Below are 21,745 nucleotides of genomic sequence, written 5' to 3'. Positions count from 1 at the left end.
TGTGCCGTCGTCGCGCCTGCGCGGTCGTGCATTCTGTCATGTGCTTGTCATGCGTGACCCCGGAGCCGGCCGCCGGTCGCACGCGGCCCCCGGCAGTCGCCTGCCGGGGGCCGCGGACCTCACGGGCCTGTGCGCGCGGGCTACTGGCCCGCGTACTTCTCACTCACCGCGCGGTAGATGCCCTCGGCCTCCTTGCCGAGCCGCGGACCGGCCAGCCAGCCGGCCGTGACCGGGCCGATCGAGGTGTTCGAGACCAGGGCGGGCTTGCCGTCCCGACCCGCCGCGACCCAGCCGCCGCCGGAGGAACCGCCGGTCATCGTGCAGCCGATGCGGTACATCGTGGGCTGGTCCTGGAAGACGGAGAGCCGGCCCGGCTTGTCCTCGCACTGGAGCAGCTTCTGACCGTCGAACGGCGGCGCGGCCGGGTATCCCGTGGCCGTCATGCCGGCGATCTCCGGCACGGCCGGAGCGTTGAACTCGACCGGCAGCGCCGAACCGACCGTCTCCTCCAGCGACTTGCCGCCCGCGCCCTTCTCCGGCGTCACGTGCAGCACCGCGAAGTCGTACGGGGCGCCCTGGCCGCCGACCGCGGCGCCCTGCTCGATCCACTGCTCGGAGGTCTGGGCCCACTGGCCCCACCACACACCGTAGGGAGCGATCTTCTCCTTGGGCGCGGTCTCCAGCTCGGCCGGCGACAGTCCGTCGTTGTTGTACGCCGGGACGAAGGCGATGTTGCGGTACCAGCCGCCCTTCTTGCCCGCGTGCACACAGTGCCCGGCGGTCCACACCATGTTGGACTTGCCGGGGTTCGCCGGGTCCTTCACCACGGTCGCGGAACAGACCATCGAGCCCTGCGGGCCGTCGAAGAGCAGCTTCCCGGACTCGGGGGCGTTGTCGTGGTACGGCGTCGCGACACCGGCGGCCTGGACCGGGGCCGGCGTCGGGTCCGTCACGCCGTCGTCGCCGGAGATGTCGTTGTCGACCGGGTTCTCCGGGGGCTTGTCGGCCTCCCGCATCCGGTCCGGGTCCCACAGGCCGTCGATGATCGGGTTGACGAAGTCCTTGGCCTCACGCAGCCACTTGTCCTTGTCCCAGTTCTTCCACTCCCCGTCCCGCCACTTGTCGGGGTCGATCCCGTGCTCCTTGAGCCGGTTCTTCAGATCGTCCGGAATGGTGACCTTGCCGTCGGACGACTGGTCGGCCGAGGCGCTGGGTGTGGAGCCCGCGTTGTCCTCCTCCGGACCGCACGCCGTGGCGGTGAGCGCCAGCACGGCGGCGACGGCCGTCGCGGCGACCGCGGTGGAGGGCATGCGCCGTGCGCGCCTCCCGCGGCGTGCGGTATCGGTCGGGCGAATGGGTCGCATCTCGTGATCCCCCTGGGACTTCGTCACTCGGTACTCGTGCTGCATTGCGGACACTTCGGGCGCCGGAGCAGGTGCTTCCGCGCCGCGGTGCGGCCCCCACTATGCCGGTGCCGATGGTGACGGTACGCGGCAGGTCCGCGGTTCCGTCGCCGCGAGGATGTTCCGATTTACCCGTGATCCATCGTGGCCGGCGTCGTTGGTACGTACGGGGGACACCAGGACAGCGTTCACGGCCTCGGTGCGTCCGCGCGAAAACGTACCGACGTGCAACGCAACTGTTACCGCAGGAGGATCAAGAGCCGTGTCCGTGACCGAACCCGCTCCGGTGGCGCCGCCCTCCGCGCACGAAGGCATCCTCCGCCGCCAGTCCCTGCGCGAATCGGCGGCCCGCACCTACGCCCGGTCCCTGCCGATCGTCCCGGTGCGCGCCCGCGGCCTCACCATCGAGGGCGCGGACGGACGGCGCTATCTGGACTGCCTGTCGGGCGCGGGCACCCTGGCGCTCGGCCACAACCACCCCGTCGTGCTCGAAGCCATCCGGAAGGTCATCGACTCCGGCGCCCCCCTGCACGTGCTGGACCTCGCCACCCCGGTCAAGGACGCCTTCACCACCGAGCTGTTCGCCACTCTGCCCCGGCAGTTCGCCGACAACGCCCGCATCCAGTTCTGCGGCCCCGCCGGCACGGACGCCGTCGAGGCCGCGTTCAAACTCGTCCGGTCCGCCACCGGGCGATCCGGCCTGCTGACCTTCACCGGCGCGTACCACGGCATGACCGCCGGAGCCCTGGAGGCCTCCGGCGGCGCGACCGACGTACGCGTGACCCGGCTGCCCTTCCCGCAGGACTACCGCTGCCCGTTCGGGACCGGCGGCGAGCACGGCGCCGCGCTCGCCGCCCGCTGGACCGAACACCTGCTGGACGACCGCAAGGGCGGAGTGCCGGCTCCGGCCGGGATGATCGTGGAGCCGGTCCAGGGAGAGGGCGGCGTCAACCCCGCCCCGGACGCCTGGCTGCGCCGCATGCGCCGGATCACCGAAGAACGGTCCATCCCGCTGATCGCCGACGAGGTGCAGACCGGGGTCGGCAGGACCGGAGCCTTCTGGGCCGTCGAGCACAGCGGAATCGTCCCCGACGTCATGGTCCTCTCCAAGGCGATCGGCGGCTCCCTGCCCCTCGCCGTGATCGTCTACCGCGCTGAGCTGGATCTTTGGCAGCCGGGCGCGCACGCGGGTACGTTTCGTGGCAACCAGCTCGCCATGGCGGCGGGCGCGGCCACGCTCGCGTACGTCAGGGAGAATCAACTGGCGGACCGCGCGGCGGTCCTGGGGGCCCGGATGCTCGCCCGCCTGAGGGAACTGCGGGCGCACCACCCGGGAATCGGTGACGTACGGGGGCGTGGACTGATGATCGGCCTGGAGCTGGTGGATCCCGAGAGCGCGCCCCTGCCCGCCGAGGCCGGCGACGACACCCCGGCCCCGCCGCCCGACCCGGCACTCGCCCTCGCCGTCCAGCAGGAGTGCCTGCGGCGCGGTCTCATCGTCGAACTGGGCGGCCGGCACGGCGCTGTGGTCCGCCTCCTGCCGCCCCTCACCCTCACCGACGAACAGGCGAACGCCGTCGTCGACCGTCTCGCCGACGCGCTGGCAGCCGCGACACGCTCCCCGCACCGTCGGACCACCGCCGGGCCGACCACCTGACCCCGGAATCCCCACAAGGAAGAACGCCGTGAACCCCACCCCCGCGTCCGAGGCCGACGGCCCCGGTACCCCCCAGCACCGAGGGCAGGACGGACCGGCCGCCCCCGGCACGGTCGAGGCGACGACCGTGCCCCGCCAGAAGACCCCGCGTGATCCCAACTCCGCGGCGTACGCGCCCGGTCCGGACCTGGGCGTCCCGGTGGATCCAGGTCCGAGGCCCGACGCGCTCGACGACCCGGACCCGCTGCGGGCCGCCGACGCGGCGGGCACCGAGAGCCTGCTGCGCTGCTGGACCCGGGAGTGCGATCTGCCCCGTCCCGACGGCGAGACCCTGCGGATCGCCTTCCCCGCCAGCGGCACCGCCCTCCTCGTTCCCGTGCACTACTGGTCCGCCACCGGGGCCCACCGCTTCGGCGCACCCGTCCTGGAGAACGCCCCCGCCGACGCGCCGCCCGCCGACGCCGCCACCGTCGCCGTCCTCATCGGCCGCGAGGGCGGCGAGAGCGGCGCGGGCGATCTGGTCGGCCGGGTCGCCGACTCCGTACGCCACACCGCCGGCTTCATCGAGCAGCGCCGGCGCAGCCCGGCGGACCCCGCCGAGGCCGACCTCTTCCTCACCGCCGAACAGTCCCTGCTGCTCGGCCACCCCCTCCACCCCACGCCCAAGAGCCGCGAAGGCCTCTCCGAATCGGAGTCCCGCCGCTACTCGCCTGAGCTGCACGGCTCCTTCCCGCTCCACTGGTTCGCCGTCGACCGGTCACTGGCCGCCACCGACTCCGCGTGGACCGAGGGCGGTCCGGCCACCGCCGAGGAGCTGCTCGCCCCGCACGCCGAAGGGCTGCGCCTGCCCTCCGGCACCGTCCCCGTCCCCGTACACCCCTGGCAGGCCGCCGACCTGCTCCACCGCCCCCAGGTCCGCGCCCTCGCCGAGACCGGTCTGCTCCACGACCTCGGCCCGCACGGCGAGCACTGGCACCCCACCTCCTCCATCCGCACCGTGCACCGGCCCGGGGCGCGGGTGATGCTCAAGCTCTCCCTCGGCGTACGCATCACCAACTCCCGCCGGGAGAACCTCCGCAAGGAGCTGCACCGGGGCGTCGAGGTCCACCGCCTCCTGTCGACCGGGCTCGCCGAGCACTGGCAGCGGGAGCACCCCGGCTTCGACATCGTCCGGGACCCCGCCTGGCTCGCCGTCGACGACCCCGAGGGCACACCCGTCACGGGACTCGACGTGATGCTCCGGCACAACCCCTTCGGCCCGGGCGACGACGCCGCCTGCATCGCCGGACTCACCGCGCAGCGCCCACGCCCCGGGCGGCCCGGTATGCACTCGCGGCTCGCGGAGGTCGTCTCCGGTCTGGTCGCCCGCACCGGCCTCACCACCGCCGCCGCCTCCGCCGAATGGTTCCGGCGCTATCTGCACCACGTCGTGCGCCCCGTGCTCTGGCTCGACGCCCACGGCGGAGTCGCCCTCGAAGCCCACCAGCAGAACACCCTCGTCCTCCTCGACCCGGACGGCTGGCCCGTCGGCGGCCGCTACCGGGACAACCAGGGCTACTACTTCCGCGACTCCCGCCGCGACGAGCTGGAACGGCGGCTCCCCGGCATCGGCACCGTCAGCGACACCTTCGTCTCCGACCCGGTCACGGACGAGCGGTTCGCCTACTACCTCGGCATCAACAACGTCCTCGGGCTGATCGGGGCGTTCGGGTCCCAGCGCCTGGCCGACGAGCAGGAACTCCTCACCGTCCTGCGCCAATTCCTCACCGAGGCCGCGGAACTGGGCTCGCCCCTGCCCGCGTATCTCCTGGAGAACCGCCAACTGCGCTGCAAGGCCAACCTGCTGACCCGGCTGCACGGCCTCGACGAGCTGGTCGGGCCGGTCGACACCCAGTCCGTGTACGTCACCATCGCCAACCCGCTGCACTGCTGAACCTCCGCACCAGAGAGACTCCGACTGCACCCGCACCGGAGAAGCTCACCGACCGCACCCGGTCCAGAGAGGAGAGCGCCAACGTGCCTCCCGCCGACGCCTCAGCGGAATCCGGCACCGCACCCGACGGCGGGAGCACCGGGGTCGAGGACACGCTCGACCTGAAGCTCACCGAGGAACTGCTCGCCCTGATCGCCGAGGAGCGGAGCGCGGGGTCGCCCCCCGCCTCCGCCTCCGGCGAGCTGCTGGGGAACCCGGGGACTTGGCCGCCCGCGACCACGGAGGCGGGGGAGTTCGCCCTCCTCCCCGTCCGGCTGGAGCGCGATCTCCCCCTCATCAGCCGCTGGATGAACGACCCCGCCGTGTCAGCCTTCTGGGAACTGGCCGGACCCGAGTCCGTCACCGCCGACCACATCGGGCCGCAGCTCGAAGGGGACGGGCGCAGCATCCCCTGCCTCGGCATCCTCGACGGCAAACCCATGAGCTACTGGGAGATCTACCGCGCCGACCTCGACCCCCTGGCCCGCCACTACCCCGCCCGCCCCCATGACACCGGCCTCCACCTCCTCATCGGGGGCGTGAACAACCGGGGCCGGGGCGTGGGCACCACGCTGCTCCGCGCCGTCGCCGACCTGGTCCTGGACAACCTCCCGCGGTGCGGGCGGGTCGTCGCCGAGCCGGACCTGCGCAACACCCCCTCCGTATCCGCGTTCCTCAGCGCCGGTTTCCGCTTCTCCGCCGAAGTGGATCTCCCCGAAAAACGCGCCGCGCTGATGATCCGCGACCGAACGTACCGAGCCCAGCTGTGACCTACTCGCCGCACTTTCCACACCGTTCGAACCTCAGAGGTTCCCTCCGGAGGAGTCCCCGTGCCGATATATCCCACGAGCCGTGATTCAGCCGAGTCCCCGCAGCTGTTCAGCCCTCCGGAGCTGAACCGGCAGATCTGGGACCGGGCCGCAGCACGGCTCCTCGCCAAGATGCTCGGCGAGTTCGCCTACGAGAAGATCATCGAGCCGGTTCCGGGGCCCGGGACCGGCGGACTCCACCGACTGACCCTCGACGACGGGGGAGTGCTCGCCTTCACGGCCCGGCGTGGCGTCTACGGCAGCTGGCGCGTCGACCCCGACTCGATCGAGATCACCGCGCAGCCCCCGGCCGCCCACGCCAACGGCTCACCCACCGCCCCGTACACCGACGCACAGTCCAACGGCTCACGCACCGCCGCGCACGCCGACGTACCGACCAACGGCGCGGCCGCCGGCCCCCGGCCGTTCCGCGACCCGCTGACGTTCCTCACCCGGGCCCGGGGGCTCCTCGGACTCGACGGCACGACGCTGGGCCACCTCATCCGCGAACTCACCCTGACCCTGGCCGCCGACGCCCGGCTCGACCACACCGCCCTCACCGCCGACCGGCTCGCCGCGCTCGACTACGCGGAGCTGGAAGGCCACCAGACCGGCCACCCCTGGCTGGTGGCGAGCAAGGGGCGGCTCGGCTTCTCCGCCGCGGACGCCGCCCGCTTCACCCCCGAGACCCGCAGCCCGCTCCGGCTGCCGTGGATCGCGGTCAGCACCCGCATCGCGCAGTACCGGGGCGTGGGCCGGGTCGGCACCCCCGAGCAGCTGTACGCCGGAGAGCTCGACGGGGACGTCCGGGACGTCTTCGCCGACGTGCTGCGGGCCCGGGGGCACGACCCGCGGGACTACCTCTACCTCCCCGTACACCCCTGGCAGTGGGACGAGTGGATCGTGCCGCTCTTCGCCCCCGCCATCGCCGACGGCGACATCGTCGCCCTCAACACCGACGGCGACGCGCGCCTCCCTCAGCAGTCCATCCGGACGTTCGCCAACGTGGCACGGCCCGAGCGGCACATCGTGAAGCTCCCGCTCTCCATTCTCAACACCCTGGTCTGGCGCGGCCTGCCGACCGAGCGGACCCTTGCCGCCCCCGCGGTCACCGCCTGGGTCCAGGGGCTATGCGAGGGCGACCCGTTCCTGCGCGACACCTGCCGGGTCATCCTCCTCGGCGAGGTCGCCTCCGTCGCCGTCGAGCATCCGCTGTACGACCACCTCCCCGAAGCGCCCTACCAGTACAAGGAACTCCTCGGCGCGATCTGGCGGGAGCCCCTGCCGCCCCGCCTCGCCCCGGGCGAACGCGCCCGCACGCTCGCCTCGCTCCTCCATACGGATCCGGCGGGCCGCGCGTTCACCGCGGAGCTGGTCGAGCGCTCCGGCCTGTCCCCGGAGACCTGGCTGAAGCGGCTCTTCGCGGCGCTCCTGCCGCCCCTGCTGCACTTCCTCTACCGCTACGGCACCGTCTTCTCCCCGCACGGCGAGAACGCCATCGTCGTGTTCGACGAGAACGACGTGCCCGCAAGGCTCGCCATCAAGGACTTCGTCGACGACGTCAACGTCAGCGCCCGCCCGCTGCCGGAACACGACTCCATGCCCGACGAGGTGCGCGCCGTCCTCCTCACCGAGGAGCCGTCCTTCCTCACCCAGTTCATCCACTCCGGCCTCTTCGTCGGCGTCTTCCGCTATCTCTCCCCCCTGTGCGAGGAGCAGCTCGGCGTCTCCGAGGGCGCCTTCTGGTCACTCGTCCGGGCGGAGATCGTGCGCCACCACGCCCGCTTCCCGGAGCTCAAGGAGCGGTTCGAGCTGTTCGACATGCTCACCCCGGAGATCGAACGCCTCTGTCTGAACCGCAACCGTCTGCATGTCGACGGCTACCGGGACCGGGCCAGCCGCCCGCACGCGGCGATCCACGGCACGGTTCCCAACCCGTTGCACCCCTCCGCCCGCGTCCGGGAGTGATCGCCGTTGTCAGTGGTGCGCCGTAGGGTGGTCGGGCTATGACGAAGCCATCCCTCCCCGAGCTCCTGCACGCCGCCGTCACCGCCGTCGGCGGGACGGAACGACCCGGCCAGGTCACCATGGCCGAGGCCGTCGCCGAGGCCGTCGACGACCAATCCCACCTGCTCGTCCAGGCCGGCACCGGTACGGGCAAATCGCTCGGCTATCTGGTGCCGGCTCTGGCGCACGGGGAGCGGGTCGTCGTGGCCACGGCCACCCTCGCCCTCCAGCGGCAGCTCGTGGAGCGCGACCTTCCGCGCACGGTCGAGTCCCTGCATCCGCTGCTGCGCCGGCGTCCGCAGTTCGCCATGCTCAAAGGCCGGTCGAACTACCTCTGCCTGCACCGGCTCCACGAAGGGGCACCGCAGGACGAGGAGGAGGGGCTGTTCGACCAGTTCGAGGCGGCGGCCCCGTCCAGCAAGCTGGGGCAGGACCTGCTGCGGCTGCGGGACTGGTCGGACGAGACGGAGACGGGGGACCGGGACGATCTGACGCCCGGCGTCTCGGACCGGGCCTGGGCGCAGATCTCGGTCTCCTCGCGCGAGTGCCTGGGCGCGACGAAGTGCGCGTACGGCGCGGAGTGCTTCGCGGAGGCGGCCCGCGAGCGGGCGAAGCTCGCGGACGTGGTCGTCACCAACCACGCGCTGCTCGCGATCGACGCCATCGAGGGCGCGCCGGTGCTGCCGTCGCACGAGGTGCTGATCGTCGACGAGGCCCACGAGCTGGTCTCCCGGGTCACCGGCGTCGCCACCGGCGAGCTCACCCCCGCCCAGGTCAACCGCGCGGTCCGCCGGGCGGCGAAGCTGGTCAACGAGAAGGCCGCCGACGCCCTCCAGACCGCCGCCGAGGGGTTCGAGCGGGTCATGGAGCTCGCTCTGCCCGGCCGTCTGGAGGAGGTGCCCGAAGACCTCGGGTACGCGCTGATGGCACTGCGCGACGCCGCGCGTACGGTGATCTCCGCGATCGGCGCCACCCGGGACAAGTCCGTCGAGGACGAGAACGCCGTGCGCAAGCAGGCCCTGGCCTCGGTCGAGTCGATCCACGGTGTCGCCGAGCGCATCACCCAGGGCTCGGAGTACGACGTCGTCTGGTACGAGCAGCACGACCGGTTCGGAGCCTCCGTCCGGGTCGCACCGCTCTCCGTGTCGGGGCTGCTGCGCGAGAAGCTGTTCGCCGAGCGGTCCGTGGTGCTGACCTCCGCCACCCTCAAGCTCGGCGGCGATTTCAACGGGGTGGGCGCGTCCCTCGGGCTGGCCCCCGAGGGCACGGCGGGCGAGGACGTCCCGCAGTGGAAGGGGCTGGACGTCGGCTCCCCGTTCGACTACCCGAAGCAGGGCATCCTCTATGTCGCCCGGCATCTGAACACCCCGGGTCGCGAGGGCTCCCGTACGGACATGCTGGACGAGCTCGCCGAGCTGGTGGAGGCGGCCGGCGGCCGCACGCTGGGGCTCTTCTCCTCCATGCGCGGGGCCAAAGCGGCGGCCGAGGAGCTGCGCGGCCGTCTGGACAAGCCGATCCTGCTCCAGGGCGAGGAGACGCTCGGCGAGCTGATCAAGAACTTCGCGGCCGACCCGGAGACCTGCCTCTTCGGCACCCTGTCGCTCTGGCAGGGCGTGGACGTCCCGGGGCCGAGCTGTCAGCTGGTGGTCATGGACCGGATCCCGTTCCCCCGGCCCGACGATCCGCTGATGAGTGCACGGCAGAAGGCGGTGGAGGAGGCGGGCGGCAACGGCTTCATGGCGGTGGCGGCGACGCACGCCGCCCTGCTGATGGCCCAGGGCGCGGGCCGGCTGGTCCGGGCCACGGGCGACAAGGGCGTCGTCGCCGTGCTGGATCCGAGGCTCGCGAACGCGCGGTACGGAAGCTATCTGCGCGCCTCGCTGCCGGACTTCTGGTACACCACCGACCGGAACCAGGCGCGCCGCTCCCTGGCCGCCATCGACGCCAAGGCCACGGCGGAAGGGGCGTAGCCGAGCCCCTGCTGCGGTCTGTGCCGGCCCGGGGCAAGGCAAAGCCCCGGGACCGACGTCATGATCGACGTCCTAGGCAGGGATCCCGGGGCAGGAAGCCGTGACCTTCGCTCTCCTCAGACCCGGCGGAGCACCGCCACCACCTTGCCGAGGATCGTCGCCTCGTCGCCGGGGATCGGCTGGTACGCGGCGTTGTGAGGCAGCAGCCATACGTGACCGTCCTCCCGGCGGAAGCGCTTGACCGTCGCCTCGCCGTCGAGCATGGCGGCGACGATGTCCCCGTTCTCCGCGACGGGCTGGCGGCGGACGGTGACCCAGTCGCCGTCACAGATCGCGGCCTCGATCATCGAGTCGCCCACGACCTTCAGGACGAACAGCTCACCGTCGCCGACGAGCTGGCGGGGGAGCGGGAAGACGTCCTCGACGGACTCCTCGGCGAGGATCGGCCCACCGGCGGCGATCCGGCCCACCAGCGGCACATAGGACGCGGCGGGCTTGCCCGTCGTGTCGGTCGGCTGGGTGCTGGGCTGGTCCGATCCGCGCACCTCGTAGGCGCGGGGCCGGTGCGGGTCCCGGCGGAGGAAGCCCTTGCGCTCCAGGGCCATCAGCTGGTGGGCGACGGACGAGGTGCTGGACAGGCCCACCGCCTGACCGATCTCCCGCATGGAGGGCGGGTATCCCCGCCGCTGCACGGAGTCGCGGATGACCTCGATGACCCGCCGTTGCCGGTCCGTGAGCCCCGAGCTGTCCGCCCGGATGCCGGGGGGCCTGCCGGGCATGGAACGTCCCGGGCGCGCGGGCTCGGACCCGTCCGCGTTCGTGACTGAGTCATTCATGGCATGCACCGGCTCAAGTCGGCTCTGGGAGCGATGGTCCCGGGCGGTGATGGTGGCACTGTCTGCGGTGGTGGTCACGTCGGCCCCTCTCGAATGTTCTCCCTAGCTGGACAACGGTAGTAGCTTTCGAAAGGTTGCGCCAAACACACGTTCGAGTGAAAAACGAATAAAGGGGTGCCGCAGTGCTACCGACAGGTGTATGAGCGCCGGATCGGGGATCGCGCGGTCTCCGCGGAAGCCCTGTCGCGGACCCTCGCCCAAGTCTTTCATCCGGACCCGTGTGCCGGAGCCCCGGCGGCTCGGCGCTCCGGCGTTTCCCGTAACCTCTTCCTCGGCCCACGCTCCCCCCGAGCGGCCTCCGAGTGAGGTCCGGCGCGCGACACGCGATAGGGCCGAAAACGCGACTCAACCCTAGATCTAGTGGTTGGATTGCTCCAGTCACCCAGAAGTTGTGGTCTCGGTTCAACCGCGCCGTGGTCATCACCTATGCTGGGGACTGCTTCCAGGGGCCCGGACAAGGCCCTGAAGAGGCTATTCAGTCGTGCGCGTGAAGGAGGGTTGGGAGCCATGCACTGCCCCTTCTGCAGGCACCCCGACAGCAGGGTCGTCGACAGTCGCACCACCGACGACGGGACGTCGATCCGTCGCCGCCGGCAGTGCCCCGACTGTTCCCGCCGCTTCACCACGGTGGAGACCTGCTCGCTGATGGTGGTGAAGCGCAGCGGCGTGACCGAGCCCTTCAGCCGCACCAAGGTCATCTCCGGCGTCCGCAAGGCATGCCAGGGACGACCCGTCACGGAGGACGCCCTCGCCAAGCTCGGCCAGCGGGTCGAGGAGGCGGTGCGCGCCACCGGCAGCGCCGAGCTGACCACCCACGACGTGGGACTGGCCATCCTCGGCCCCCTGCAGGAACTCGACCTCGTCGCGTACCTGCGCTTCGCGTCCGTGTACCGGGCGTTCGATTCCCTGGAAGACTTCGAGGCCGCCATCGTGGAACTGCGTGCGCAGCGGCCTTCCGCGGAGGACCGCGGGAGCGGAGAGACCCTTGAGGTCCCCGCGCCCGCCATTGCCGCCGACTGAGCGGTACCCGCCCGGGACGCCCGTGCCCGCAGACGAATCTCTGCGGACCGGCGGCAGGGCGATTCGAGATGTGCTTCCGGCTGGCCGAGTGCGGCTTCCGGAGCATCGGACACACATTGTGCCTGGGAAGATCTGGGCACTTCAGGGCGTTTTCGCCCACATATGGGAGGCGGCATGACAGAGACGGCGAGCGGCCCGGCACGAGGTTCCCGCACCAAGGGCGCCAAGGCGAGCAAGGGTCTGCGTATCGAGCGCATCCACACCAACCCCGGCGTGCACCCGTACGACGAGGTGGCGTGGGAGCGCCGTGACGTCGTCATGACCAATTGGCGCGACGGCTCGATCAACTTCGAGCAGCGTGGCGTCGAGTTCCCCGACTTCTGGTCGGTGAACGCGGTCAACATCGTCACCAGCAAGTACTTCCGCGGCGCCGTCGGCACGCCGCAGCGCGAGACCGGTCTCAAGCAGCTGATCGACCGGATCGTGAAGACGTACCGCAAGGCCGGTGAGGACAACAGCTACTTCGCCTCTCCCGCGGACGCCGAGATCTTCGAGCACGAGCTGGCCTACGCCCTCCTGCACCAGGTCTTCAGCTTCAACTCCCCGGTCTGGTTCAACGTCGGCACGCCCCAGCCGCAGCAGGTCTCCGCCTGCTTCATCCTGGCCGTCGACGACTCCATGGAGTCGATCCTCGACTGGTACAAGGAAGAAGGCATGATCTTCAAGGGCGGCTCCGGCGCCGGCCTGAACCTCTCCCGTATCCGCTCCTCCAAGGAGCTCCTCTCCTCCGGCGGCAACGCCTCCGGCCCGGTCTCGTTCATGCGCGGCGCCGACGCGTCCGCCGGAACGATCAAGTCGGGCGGCGCCACCCGCCGCGCGGCCAAGATGGTCATTCTCGACGTCGACCACCCCGACATCGAGGACTTCATCGAGACCAAGGTCAAGGAGGAGGAGAAGATCCGCGCCCTGCGCGACGCGGGCTTCGACATGGACCTGGGCGGCGACGACATCACGTCCGTCCAGTACCAGAACGCCAACAACTCGGTCCGGGTGAACGACGAGTTCATGAAGGCCGTCGAGGCGGGCGGCAAGTTCGGGCTGCGCGCCCGGATGACCGGCGACGTCATCGAAGAGGTCGAGGCCAAGTCCCTCTTCCGCAAGATGGCCGAGGCCGCCTGGGCCTGCGCCGACCCGGGCATCCAGTACGACGACACCATCAACGCCTGGCACACCTGCCCGGAGTCCGGCCGGATCAACGGCTCGAACCCGTGCAGCGAGTACATGCACCTGGACAACACCTCGTGCAACCTCGCCTCGCTGAACCTGATGAAGTTCCTCAAGGACGACGGCCTGGGCCACCAGTCCTTCGAGTCCGAGCGCTTCGCCCAGGTCGTCGAGCTGGTCATCACCGCGATGGACATCTCGATCTGCTTCGCGGACTTCCCGACGCAGAAGATCGGCGAGAACACCCGCGCCTACCGTCAGCTGGGCATCGGCTACGCCAACCTCGGCGCCCTCCTGATGGCGACCGGCCACGCGTACGACAGCGACGGCGGCCGCGCGCTCGCCGGCGCCATCACCTCGCTGATGACCGGCACGTCCTACCGCCGCTCCGCCGAACTGGCCGCGGTCGTCGGCCCGTACGACGGCTACGCCCGCAACGCCGAGCCGCACCAGCGCGTCATGAAGCAGCACTCCGACGCCAACGCCAAGGCCGTCCACATCGACGACCTCGACTCCCCGGTCTGGGCCGCCGCGACGGAGGCCTGGCAGGACGTGATCCGGCTCGGCGCGAAGAACGGCTTCCGTAACGCGCAGGCCTCGGTCATCGCGCCCACCGGCACCATCGGTCTCGCGATGTCCTGCGACACCACCGGCCTGGAGCCCGACCTCGCCCTGGTCAAGTTCAAGAAGCTGGTCGGCGGCGGCTCGATGCAGATCGTCAACGGCACGGTGCCGCAGGCGCTGCGCCGCCTCGGCTACCAGCCCGAGCAGATCGAGGCGATCGTCGCCCACATCGCCGACAACGGCAACGTGGTCGACGCCCCCGGCCTGAAGACCGAGCACTACGAGGTCTTCGACTGCGCGATGGGCGAGCGCTCCATCTCCGCGATGGGCCACGTCCGGATGATGGCGGCCATCCAGCCGTGGATCTCCGGCGCGCTCTCCAAGACGGTGAACCTCCCCGAGACGGCCACCGTCGAGGACGTCGAAGAGGTCTACTTCGAGGCGTGGAAGATGGGCGTCAAGGCGCTCGCGATCTACCGCGACAACTGCAAGGTCGGCCAGCCCCTCTCCGCCAAGACCAAGGACAAGGAGAAGGAAGAGGTCACCGCGAAGGCCGAGGAGACCATCCGTACGGCGGTCGAGAAGGTCGTCGAGTACCGCCCGGTCCGCAAGCGCCTCCCCAAGGGCCGTCCCGGCATCACCACCTCCTTCACGGTGGGCGGCGCCGAGGGCTACATGACCGCCAACTCCTACCCGGACGACGGTCTCGGCGAGGTCTTCCTGAAGATGTCCAAGCAGGGCTCGACCCTCGCGGGCATGATGGACGCCTTCTCCATCGCCGTCTCGGTCGGTCTGCAGTACGGCGTCCCGCTGGAGACGTACGTCTCGAAGTTCACCAACATGCGCTTCGAGCCGGCCGGTATGACGGACGACCCGGACGTGCGGATGGCGCAGTCGATCGTCGACTACATCTTCCGCCGCCTGGCCCTCGACTTCCTGCCCTTCGAGACCCGCTCGGCCCTCGGCATCCACTCCGCCGAGGAGCGTCAGCGCCACCTGGACACCGGCAGCTACGAGCCGTCGTTCGAGTCGGTCGGCCTGGACGCCGACAGCCTGGCCCAGTCGGCCCCGGTCCAGGCCGAGCCCCTGAAGGCGGTGCCGGCTCCCGCGGAGTCCGCCCCGAAGCCGGCGCCGAAGACGGCGCACACCTCGGCCGAACTGGTCGAGATGCAGCTCGGCATCAGCGCCGACGCCCCGCTCTGCTTCTCCTGCGGTACGAAGATGCAGCGCGCCGGCTCCTGCTACATCTGCGAGGGCTGCGGCTCGACGAGCGGCTGCAGCTGACCGGACACGGAAACGTGTGCGGAGCCGCGTAAGGCGTAGCTGACCCGCGGTTCACGAAGGGGACCGGCCACCGGCCGGTCCCCTTCGGCATGCCACCCCGGGTTGTCCGGAACTGGCCGATGTCACCCCGCGGCGGCCCGGCTTCCCATCTCCGCGGCGAACGCGTCGGGGTCGCCCTCGAAGCCGCGTACGGCCGACCGGAATCCCCAGAGCCCCGAGGTGTCACGGGTGAAGTCGCCGAGGACCGCGGCGGTCGCCCCCGCCACGCCGGAGAAGTCGTTCTCGGCCAGCTTCGAGTAGCCCTCGACGATCTCCATCGCCGTACTCCCTATGTCGCCGAAGGTCTTGCGACCGTCGCGCTGCTGGATGGCGACGCCGACCACCACCCGCCCGTACCGCTCCGCCAGCCGGTTCAGCTCGATGGTCATCACCTCGTCGAACCCGAAACCCTGGCCGGTCCGGCTGTCCCGGTTCAGCGTGATGGTGCCGTCCGGAGAGCGGCTGTCGAAGTGGACCAGGTAGGCAGGGGCGCCGTACGGCTCGTCGGCCGGGTAGGTCGCCGCGATGATGTCCAGGTCGTTCGCCGCCGCCCCGTGCGCGCTGGGGTCCCATTTGACCCGCACTTCGACCTTCTCGATGTCCTTGTTCGGAGTGCTCAAGGGACTTCCCTCCCGGCCGACGGCCCACGGACCGTTCTCATCACCCGATACACGATTGACCCGATCATGTACGGAACCGGCCGCCGAACCAACTGCCCCGGGATCGGACGGCGGATTCGGGCCATCCGCCGTCCGCCGGTCTCTCCCCTCCTGCCCGCACCTCAGTGGGCGGGGATGGGCGTGCGGCGTCGTCATGGTGATCATTGTGGGAGCGGAACGACCGGTTCGGGTGCACTCCCCGGGACCGTGACGCGCGCCACGTTCCGCGCCGTACGATGGCGCGGTGCTGGTGAAGTGGATTCGCTGTTCCGTGGTGGACCGTCATGGTTTCGAACGGGGTCAGCGGAAGTGGGCGGGGCTGCTCGGCGAGCCGGGGTTCAAAGGACAGAGCGGCGGGTGGAGCCGAACGCGCCCCGACTTCGCCCATGTCTTCGCGTTCTGGGAGAACCGCGTCTTCTACGACTCCTTCATGGCCCGCGGGCACGACCGGCTGGCGGCAGGGCAGTCGGGCATGTTCCGCGACATGCAGGTCACGCTCTTCGAGCGCCGCTTCGACGTGAAGACGGGCTTCGAGCCCCACTTCGCGGAGGCGGACGTCGCCAGGGTCGCGCACAGCCGGGTGCACGAGGAGCGCGCCGAGCACTTCGTACTGATGCAGCAGCAGGTGTGGAATCCCGCCATGGCCGGGTCGCCCGGCATGCTGCGCGGCGTGTTCGGCGAGGCCCCGGGCAACGAGTTCCTGGCGCTGTCCCTCTGGAAGTCGAGCGCCGAGCGCGGCAAGTACCGCGCGGCCGGGGCCGAGCGGCTCGCGGCCCGCGCGCAGACCGAGAAGGACGTGATCGCGCTGACGGGGGACGTCGTGGAGCTGGAACCCTCCTGGACGGTCTAGACGCGGTCTGCGAGGCGCCCCGGCCGTCCGTGCGGGCCCGAACCGATCTAGGCTCGGGACATGGCACGACCGCAACGCATCGTCCTCGTCCGGCACGGCGAGTCCGAGGGCAACGCCGACGACACGGTGTACGAGCGCGAGCCCGACCATGCGCTCCGGCTCACCGCCACCGGTCTGCGGCAGGCCCGGGAGACCGGGGAGGGGCTGCGCGAGCAGTTCGGCGAGGAACGGGTGAGCGTCTACATCTCGCCGTACCGCCGCACCCACGAGACGTTCCGGGCCTTCGATCTCGACCCCGCCCGCGTCCGGGTCCGCGAGGAGCCCCGGCTGCGCGAGCAGGACTGGGGCAACTGGCAGGACCGGGACGACGTACGGCTGCAGAAGGCCTACCGGGACGCCTACGGGCACTTCTTCTACCGTTTCGCCCAGGGCGAGTCCGGCGCCGACGTCTACGACCGGGTCGGGGCGTTCCTGGAGAGCCTGCACCGGAGTTTCGAGGAGCCGGACCACCCGGAGAACGTCCTGCTGGTCACCCACGGACTGACGATGCGGCTGTTCTGCATGCGCTGGTTCCACTGGTCGGTCGCGGAGTTCGAGTCGCTGTCCAACCCGGGCAACGGCGAGACGCGGACCCTGCTGCTCGGCGAGAGGGGCCGCTACACCCTCGACCGGCCCTTTCAGCACTGGCGGACCCCTGAACCGTACGGCCGCACCGGATAGAGTGGCAGGGCGATGACCGCTGATTCTGCTTCCGCGCGGCGCTTCGAACGCGCCCTGGCCAGCCTGCGTGGGCTGTCCGTGGGAGACGCCCTGGGCTCCCAGTTCTTCGTCCCCGTCAACTACCCCCTGCTGAAACAGCGGGCCCTGCCACCCGGGCCCTGGCAGTGGACCGACGACACCGAGATGGCCTGCTCGGTCCTGGCCGTGCTCACCGCGCACGGCCGTATCGACCAGGACGCGCTCGCCCGCTCCTTCGCCGAGCACCACGACTTCGACCGGGGGTACGGCCCCGCCGTCAACCGGCTCCTCAGGCTCGTACGGGAGGGCGGCGACTGGCGGGAACTGGCCTCGGCGCTGTTCAAGGGGCAGGGGTCCTGGGGCAACGGTTCGGCGATGCGGATCGCCCCGCTCGGCGCCTGGTACGCGGACGACCCGGAGCAGGCCACGCACCAGGCGGAGATCTCCTCGTACACCACGCACCAGCACCGTGAGGCCGTCGTCGGAGCGATGGCTGTGGCCGCCGCCGCGTCCCTCGCCGCCGCCCCCGGCGGGCCGCCGAGCCCCGAGGAGCTTCTCGACGGCGTCGTCGCACTCGTGCCCCGCAGCGCCGTCGGCGCGGGGCTGCGCCGGGCCCGCGACATGCTGGACTACCGAGACGCCGGGACAGTCGCCGCGGTCCTCGGCAACGGCCGCCGGACGAGCGCCCACGACACCGTGCCGTTCGCGCTCTGGTCCGCCGCCAGGAGCCTCGGGAACTACGAGGAGGCGTTCTGGGTGACGGCCCAGGCGGGCGGCGACGTCGACACGACGTGTGCCATCGTCGGCGGTGTCGTCGCCTCGGGCGAGGCCGGAGCGCCGCCCTCCGGCTGGCTGGCACAGACGGAGGAACCGCCGGCCTGGCTGACCCCCTCCCTGCGCTGACCCGTTCCGGCCTGTCCCGCTTCTTCTCCGACCGCCCCTCGCCCCGGGGCGGTCGTCGTCTGTCACGGTCCTGCCACAGCGGCACCCTGGGAGTCTGTGAAGCGTTTACGAACGCGGGTTCGGGATTATTCTTTCGGCCACGCCGCCACTGGTTGATCTTGAGGCGCGCGCCGAATGAGACGCCGGGACAGGCGTACGGCCCCGGGCCGCGCGTGGACCCGGTCGGGGAGGGGTCCCATGTCCGATCAGTCGTCCGAGGCGGCCAGACCGCCGGAGAATTCGCGGGAAGCCGGTACTCCCGGCCCACCGGAGCAGCAGCCGGCCTCCGAGGCCGCGCGCACACCGGCGGCGAACAAGCCGCAGGAGTCCGAAGCGCAGGAGTCCGAAGCGCCGAAGCCCGGAGCGCAGAAGCCCGGAGCACAGGCACCCGGCGCGCAGGCGTCCGAAAATCGGCCGTCCGCGGTGCAGGCGTCCACCACACAGGTGGCCGGTGCGCAGCCTTCCGGTGCGCCGTCCGCCGGTGCCGGGCACCAGGTCAGCAGTCCCTGGCAGTACGCCGCGGGGGCGCCCGGCGCCAAGGACGACAGCCCGACGGCCCGGCTCCGACCACCCGCTCCGCCCGTGATGCGCCCCGCCGTGCTCTGGTCGGTCCTGGCCACCGCGGTCCTCAGCGCGCTCTTCCTGGGGGACGGTCTCGGGACGAACCTGCTGATCGTGGCGGTGCCCGCCGCGCTGGCCGCGTTCTTCGCCGCGCGGTCGGCGGGCCGTCGGCTGCGCCCCTGGACCGCGACCTGGGCCGTGGGAGGACTCGCGCTGCTCGCGGTGCCGGCGCTCCGGGACGCGGGCTGGCCCACGTTCCTCGCGGTGGTGTCCGCCTTCGCGCTCGGCTCGCTGGCGCTGCACGGCAGCCGCAGCTGGCCGGGCGTACTGATCGGCTCGCTGGGCCTGTTCGACTCGGTCGTCCCTGGCATCATCTGGGGCGTGCGGGGGGTACGCGCCCGGGCCGATGGTTCCCGGGCACGCTGGGGCGCCGCCCTGCGCACCACGGCGGTGGCCCTCGTGCTGCTGGTGGTCTTCGGAACCCTCTTCGCGAGCGCGGACGCCGCCTTCGCCGACCTGCTGGGCGGCCTCATGCCCGACGTGTCGGTCGGTGAGGGGCCCTGGCGGATCTTCCTGTTCGCCCTCGGGCTGGCCGGCGCGCTCGCCGCCGCGTACGCCGCCGCGGCCCCGGTCCGCTGGGACGGGATCACCGTGCCGTCCGGCAAACCCCGGGGACGCGCCGAATGGGCCCTTCCGCTGATCGTGCTCAACCTGCTCTTCGCCGCGTTCATCGCGCTCCAGCTCGTCGTCCTCCTCGGGGGCTACGAGAAGGTGCGGGCGGAGACCGGACTCGACCACGCCGAGTACGCCCGCCAGGGCTTCTGGCAGCTGCTGTGGGCCACCCTGCTCACCCTCCTCGTGATCGCCCTGGCCCTGCGCTGGGCGCCGCGCGGCGGCAGCCGCGACCGGACACTGGTGCGCGCCGTCCTCGGCACCCTCTGCGTGCTCACCCTCGTCGTCGTCGCCTCCGCGCTGCGCCGCATGGACCTGTACGTCGACGAGTACGGCCTGACGAGGCTCCGGATATCCGTCGCCGCGATGGAACTCTGGCTCGGGGTGGTGCTGGTCCTGATCCTGGCGGCCGGGGTCTTCGGGGCGCGGTTCCTGCCGCGGGCCATCGCGGTGAGTGCCGCGGCCGGGGTTCTGGCCTTCGGGCTGCTCTCGCCGGACGGACTCATCGCCGAACAGAACGTCCAGCGCTTCGAGGACGGCAAGTCGACCGGCATCGACATCGACTACGTCAAGGACCTGTCCGCCGACGCAGTGCCGGCCCTGGACCGGCTGCCCGAACCGGAACGCTCCTGCGCGCTGCGGATCATCCAGAACGAGGTGCTCCACGCCGACACCCCCTGGTACGCGACCAGCTGGGGAGAGGCGCGGGCGAAGGAGATCCTGGAGAAGCGCCCGGCGAAGGGCGACGGGCGCGACTGCTACCGCGTGGGCGGGGACGGGTCCCGCGACGGATACGGGCCGGACGACGACGGCTACGACCCGTACTGAGCCGGCGGGTCTTCCGGGGCCGACGGCCCCGTGATCCTCCGCACCCTCTGAGCCCACGGGCCCTTTGTGCCCCATGGGTTCAGAGGGCCCGCGGGTCTCTTGCCCCCGCCCCCGATGGCTGATTCGCGGGACGCACGGCGCCCCGGGGTGTCGCTGCCGTGGCTCTCGGCGTACGCTGGCTGGCGCCATGCCGTACGAACCACCCACGCACACCGTCGAGCGCTCGCTTCGCGCTACCACCGGTGCCAGGACCGTCGCCGGTGTCGATGAGGTCGGACGCGGGGCATGGGCCGGACCCGTCACCGTGTGTGCGGCGATCACCGGCCTGCGCCGACCGCCCGAAGGCCTCACCGATTCCAAGCTGTTGACCCCCCGCCGGCGCGCCGAGCTCGCTCCCGTGCTGCGGAGCTGGGTCACCGCCTACGCACTGGGCGACGCCTCGCCGCAGGAGATCGACGACCTCGGAATGACCGCCGCACTCCGGCTCGCCGCCGTGCGCGCCCTGGACGGGCTGCCGGTACGTCCCGACGCGGTGATACTCGACGGCAAGCACGACTACCTGGGCGATCCCTGGAAGGTCCGCACCGTGATCAAGGGCGACCAGTCCTGTATCGCGGTCGCTGCGGCTTCTGTGATCGCCAAGGTGCACCGTGACCGGATGATGGCCGAGCTGGGCGCCGCGTCCGAGGACTGTGGCGACTTCGCCTTCGATGCCAACGCGGGATATCCCTCGCCCGTGCACCGAGCCGCGCTGGAGGAGCGGGGCCCCACGGCCCATCACCGCCTCTCCTGGGCGTATCTTGACGCCTTGCCACGGTGGCAGCACCTGAAGAAGGTCCGTTTTTCCGCCGAGGCGGCCGCACGGGAAAGCGGGGGCCAGCTCGGCTTCGAATTCTGATCGCGCGCACGCGCCCCTCTTGACCACGCCGACGACATCGGCGTTCACCACAGACCACCTTCATGCCTCTGATCTCCGAGGAGCCTCAGATTCCCGAGAGCGCCCAGGGTCCCCGCGTCAGTCCGGCCGCCGGCCGCACCGCGCCGACCCCCCGTCCCGTACCCGGTCCGCGTTCAGCGGCCACTCCGCGTCCCGGCCGCCCGGGCCCCGGCCCCGCGCGCCCCGCGCCCCCGGCGCAGCGCGCCCACCCCGCCCCCGTGGCACCCGCCGCTGCGGCGCCGGCTCCCGCGGCACCCGCCCGCCCGGAGCCGACGGAGAATCGTTCCGCGCCGCAGATCCAGCTGATCCCGGCCCCGGCCGCCGGCGCACTCGACGCGGCCGAGGAAGCCGTCGACCTGCTGCTGGACTCCGGTCGTGCACCGGGCGACATCCTGGTGCTCACCACCGGCGAACAGCACCCGTGGGCCGCCCACGAGCTGTCCTTCGGCGAAGCCGCGTACTGGGCCCAGCACGACGCGGGCGACGACGTCTTCTTCGCCGACGTCTCCGCGGCGGACCGGGCCCGGTCCCGGCCCGTGGTCGTCGTCGCGGTCAACGGCGACGCCGACCCGACCGTGACGCGTACCCTGCCCGTCGCGCGTGACCGCGCGGCCGCGCTGCTGATCGTCTGCGGGGCCTGTCTCGTATACACAACAGACGCAGCCGACGAAATATGCGGTGAAGAACTCGGGGGTCGCCGACTCCTGAATAGC

Annotated in this window: 15 protein-coding genes and 1 pseudogene; 13 read left to right on the top strand and 3 right to left on the bottom strand. The window is 71.4% G+C overall.

All coding sequences use genetic code 11. From position 1 onward, the window contains the following. Positions 1–140: 140 nt before the first annotated feature. Positions 141–1,310 (bottom strand): trypsin-like serine peptidase, encoded by a 1,170-nt coding sequence (locus ACFWRV_RS31305; RefSeq protein WP_384339286.1) that lies wholly within the window; start codon positions 1,308–1,310, stop codon positions 141–143. Between the two features lie 355 nt (positions 1,311–1,665). Between ACFWRV_RS31305 and ACFWRV_RS31300 the strand changes: the two genes are divergently transcribed. From ACFWRV_RS31300 to ACFWRV_RS31280, 5 genes are all read left to right on the top strand, one after another. Next, the gene (locus ACFWRV_RS31300; protein ID WP_384339285.1) at positions 1,666–3,060 is read left to right on the top strand and encodes a diaminobutyrate--2-oxoglutarate transaminase family protein; all 1,395 of its coding nucleotides are present in this window, start codon (positions 1,666–1,668) and stop codon (positions 3,058–3,060) included. Between the two features lie 28 nt (positions 3,061–3,088). Next, positions 3,089–4,993 (top strand): IucA/IucC family protein, encoded by a 1,905-nt coding sequence (locus ACFWRV_RS31295; protein ID WP_384339284.1) that lies wholly within the window; start codon positions 3,089–3,091, stop codon positions 4,991–4,993. Positions 4,994–5,076: 83 nt separating this feature from the next. Further along, positions 5,077–5,802 (top strand): GNAT family N-acetyltransferase, encoded by a 726-nt coding sequence (locus tag ACFWRV_RS31290; protein ID WP_384339283.1) that lies wholly within the window; start codon positions 5,077–5,079, stop codon positions 5,800–5,802. Positions 5,803–5,862: 60 nt separating this feature from the next. Then, positions 5,863–7,809: an IucA/IucC family protein gene (locus tag ACFWRV_RS31285; protein WP_384339282.1), complete on the top strand. Its 1,947-nt coding sequence runs from the start codon at positions 5,863–5,865 to the stop codon at positions 7,807–7,809. A 38-nt stretch (positions 7,810–7,847) separates the two neighbouring features. Next, positions 7,848–9,818, top strand: coding sequence for an ATP-dependent DNA helicase (locus tag ACFWRV_RS31280; protein ID WP_384339281.1), 1,971 nt, complete (start codon positions 7,848–7,850; stop codon positions 9,816–9,818). A 116-nt stretch (positions 9,819–9,934) separates the two neighbouring features. On the opposite strand, the gene lexA is transcribed toward ACFWRV_RS31280, so the two are convergent. Beyond that, positions 9,935–10,732, bottom strand: coding sequence for a transcriptional repressor LexA (gene lexA / locus ACFWRV_RS31275; RefSeq protein ID WP_384339280.1), 798 nt, complete (start codon positions 10,730–10,732; stop codon positions 9,935–9,937). Positions 10,733–11,221: 489 nt separating this feature from the next. Between lexA and nrdR the strand changes: the two genes are divergently transcribed. Next, a complete protein-coding gene (nrdR, locus tag ACFWRV_RS31270) occupies positions 11,222–11,734 on the top strand; it encodes a transcriptional regulator NrdR (RefSeq protein ID WP_003965790.1) in 513 nt (170 codons plus the stop codon). 174 nt (positions 11,735–11,908) lie between these two features. Continuing rightward, the gene (locus tag ACFWRV_RS31265) at positions 11,909–14,806 is read left to right on the top strand and encodes a vitamin B12-dependent ribonucleotide reductase (RefSeq protein ID WP_384339279.1); all 2,898 of its coding nucleotides are present in this window, start codon (positions 11,909–11,911) and stop codon (positions 14,804–14,806) included. Between the two features lie 122 nt (positions 14,807–14,928). Here ACFWRV_RS31265 and ACFWRV_RS31260 read toward each other — a convergent pair whose 3' ends face one another. Further along, a complete protein-coding gene (locus ACFWRV_RS31260) occupies positions 14,929–15,465 on the bottom strand; it encodes a TerD family protein (RefSeq protein ID WP_384339278.1) in 537 nt (178 codons plus the stop codon). Positions 15,466–15,748: 283 nt separating this feature from the next. Here ACFWRV_RS31260 and ACFWRV_RS31255 point away from each other — a divergent pair, with 283 nt between their 5' ends. The 6 genes and pseudogenes from ACFWRV_RS31255 to ACFWRV_RS31230 form a co-directional block, all read left to right on the top strand. Continuing rightward, positions 15,749–16,354, top strand: a complete 606-nt coding sequence (locus ACFWRV_RS31255) for a YdbC family protein (RefSeq protein WP_384339277.1) — start codon at positions 15,749–15,751, stop codon at positions 16,352–16,354. 60 nt (positions 16,355–16,414) lie between these two features. Next, a complete protein-coding gene (locus tag ACFWRV_RS31250) occupies positions 16,415–17,074 on the top strand; it encodes a histidine phosphatase family protein (protein WP_384339276.1) in 660 nt (219 codons plus the stop codon). Between the two features lie 12 nt (positions 17,075–17,086). Next, positions 17,087–17,995 (top strand): ADP-ribosylglycohydrolase family protein, encoded by a 909-nt coding sequence (locus ACFWRV_RS31245; protein WP_384339275.1) that lies wholly within the window; start codon positions 17,087–17,089, stop codon positions 17,993–17,995. Between the two features lie 237 nt (positions 17,996–18,232). Next, a complete protein-coding gene (locus ACFWRV_RS31240; RefSeq protein WP_384339274.1) occupies positions 18,233–20,095 on the top strand; it encodes a DUF4153 domain-containing protein in 1,863 nt (620 codons plus the stop codon). A gap of 187 nt (positions 20,096–20,282) precedes the next feature. After that, positions 20,283–20,993 (top strand): ribonuclease HII, encoded by a 711-nt coding sequence (locus ACFWRV_RS31235; protein ID WP_384339273.1) that lies wholly within the window; start codon positions 20,283–20,285, stop codon positions 20,991–20,993. A 62-nt stretch (positions 20,994–21,055) separates the two neighbouring features. Continuing rightward, positions 21,056–21,667, top strand: a pseudogene (locus ACFWRV_RS31230) (hypothetical protein); the annotation flags it as partial. Positions 21,668–21,745 lie beyond the last annotated feature (78 nt).

Origin of the sequence: Streptomyces sp. NPDC058576, assembly GCF_042718715.1 — a bacterium.
Classification (GTDB): domain Bacteria; phylum Actinomycetota; class Actinomycetes; order Streptomycetales; family Streptomycetaceae; genus Streptomyces.
Note: the sequence above shows the minus strand (reverse complement) of the source record. Positions and strands in the feature narration are given on the sequence as shown.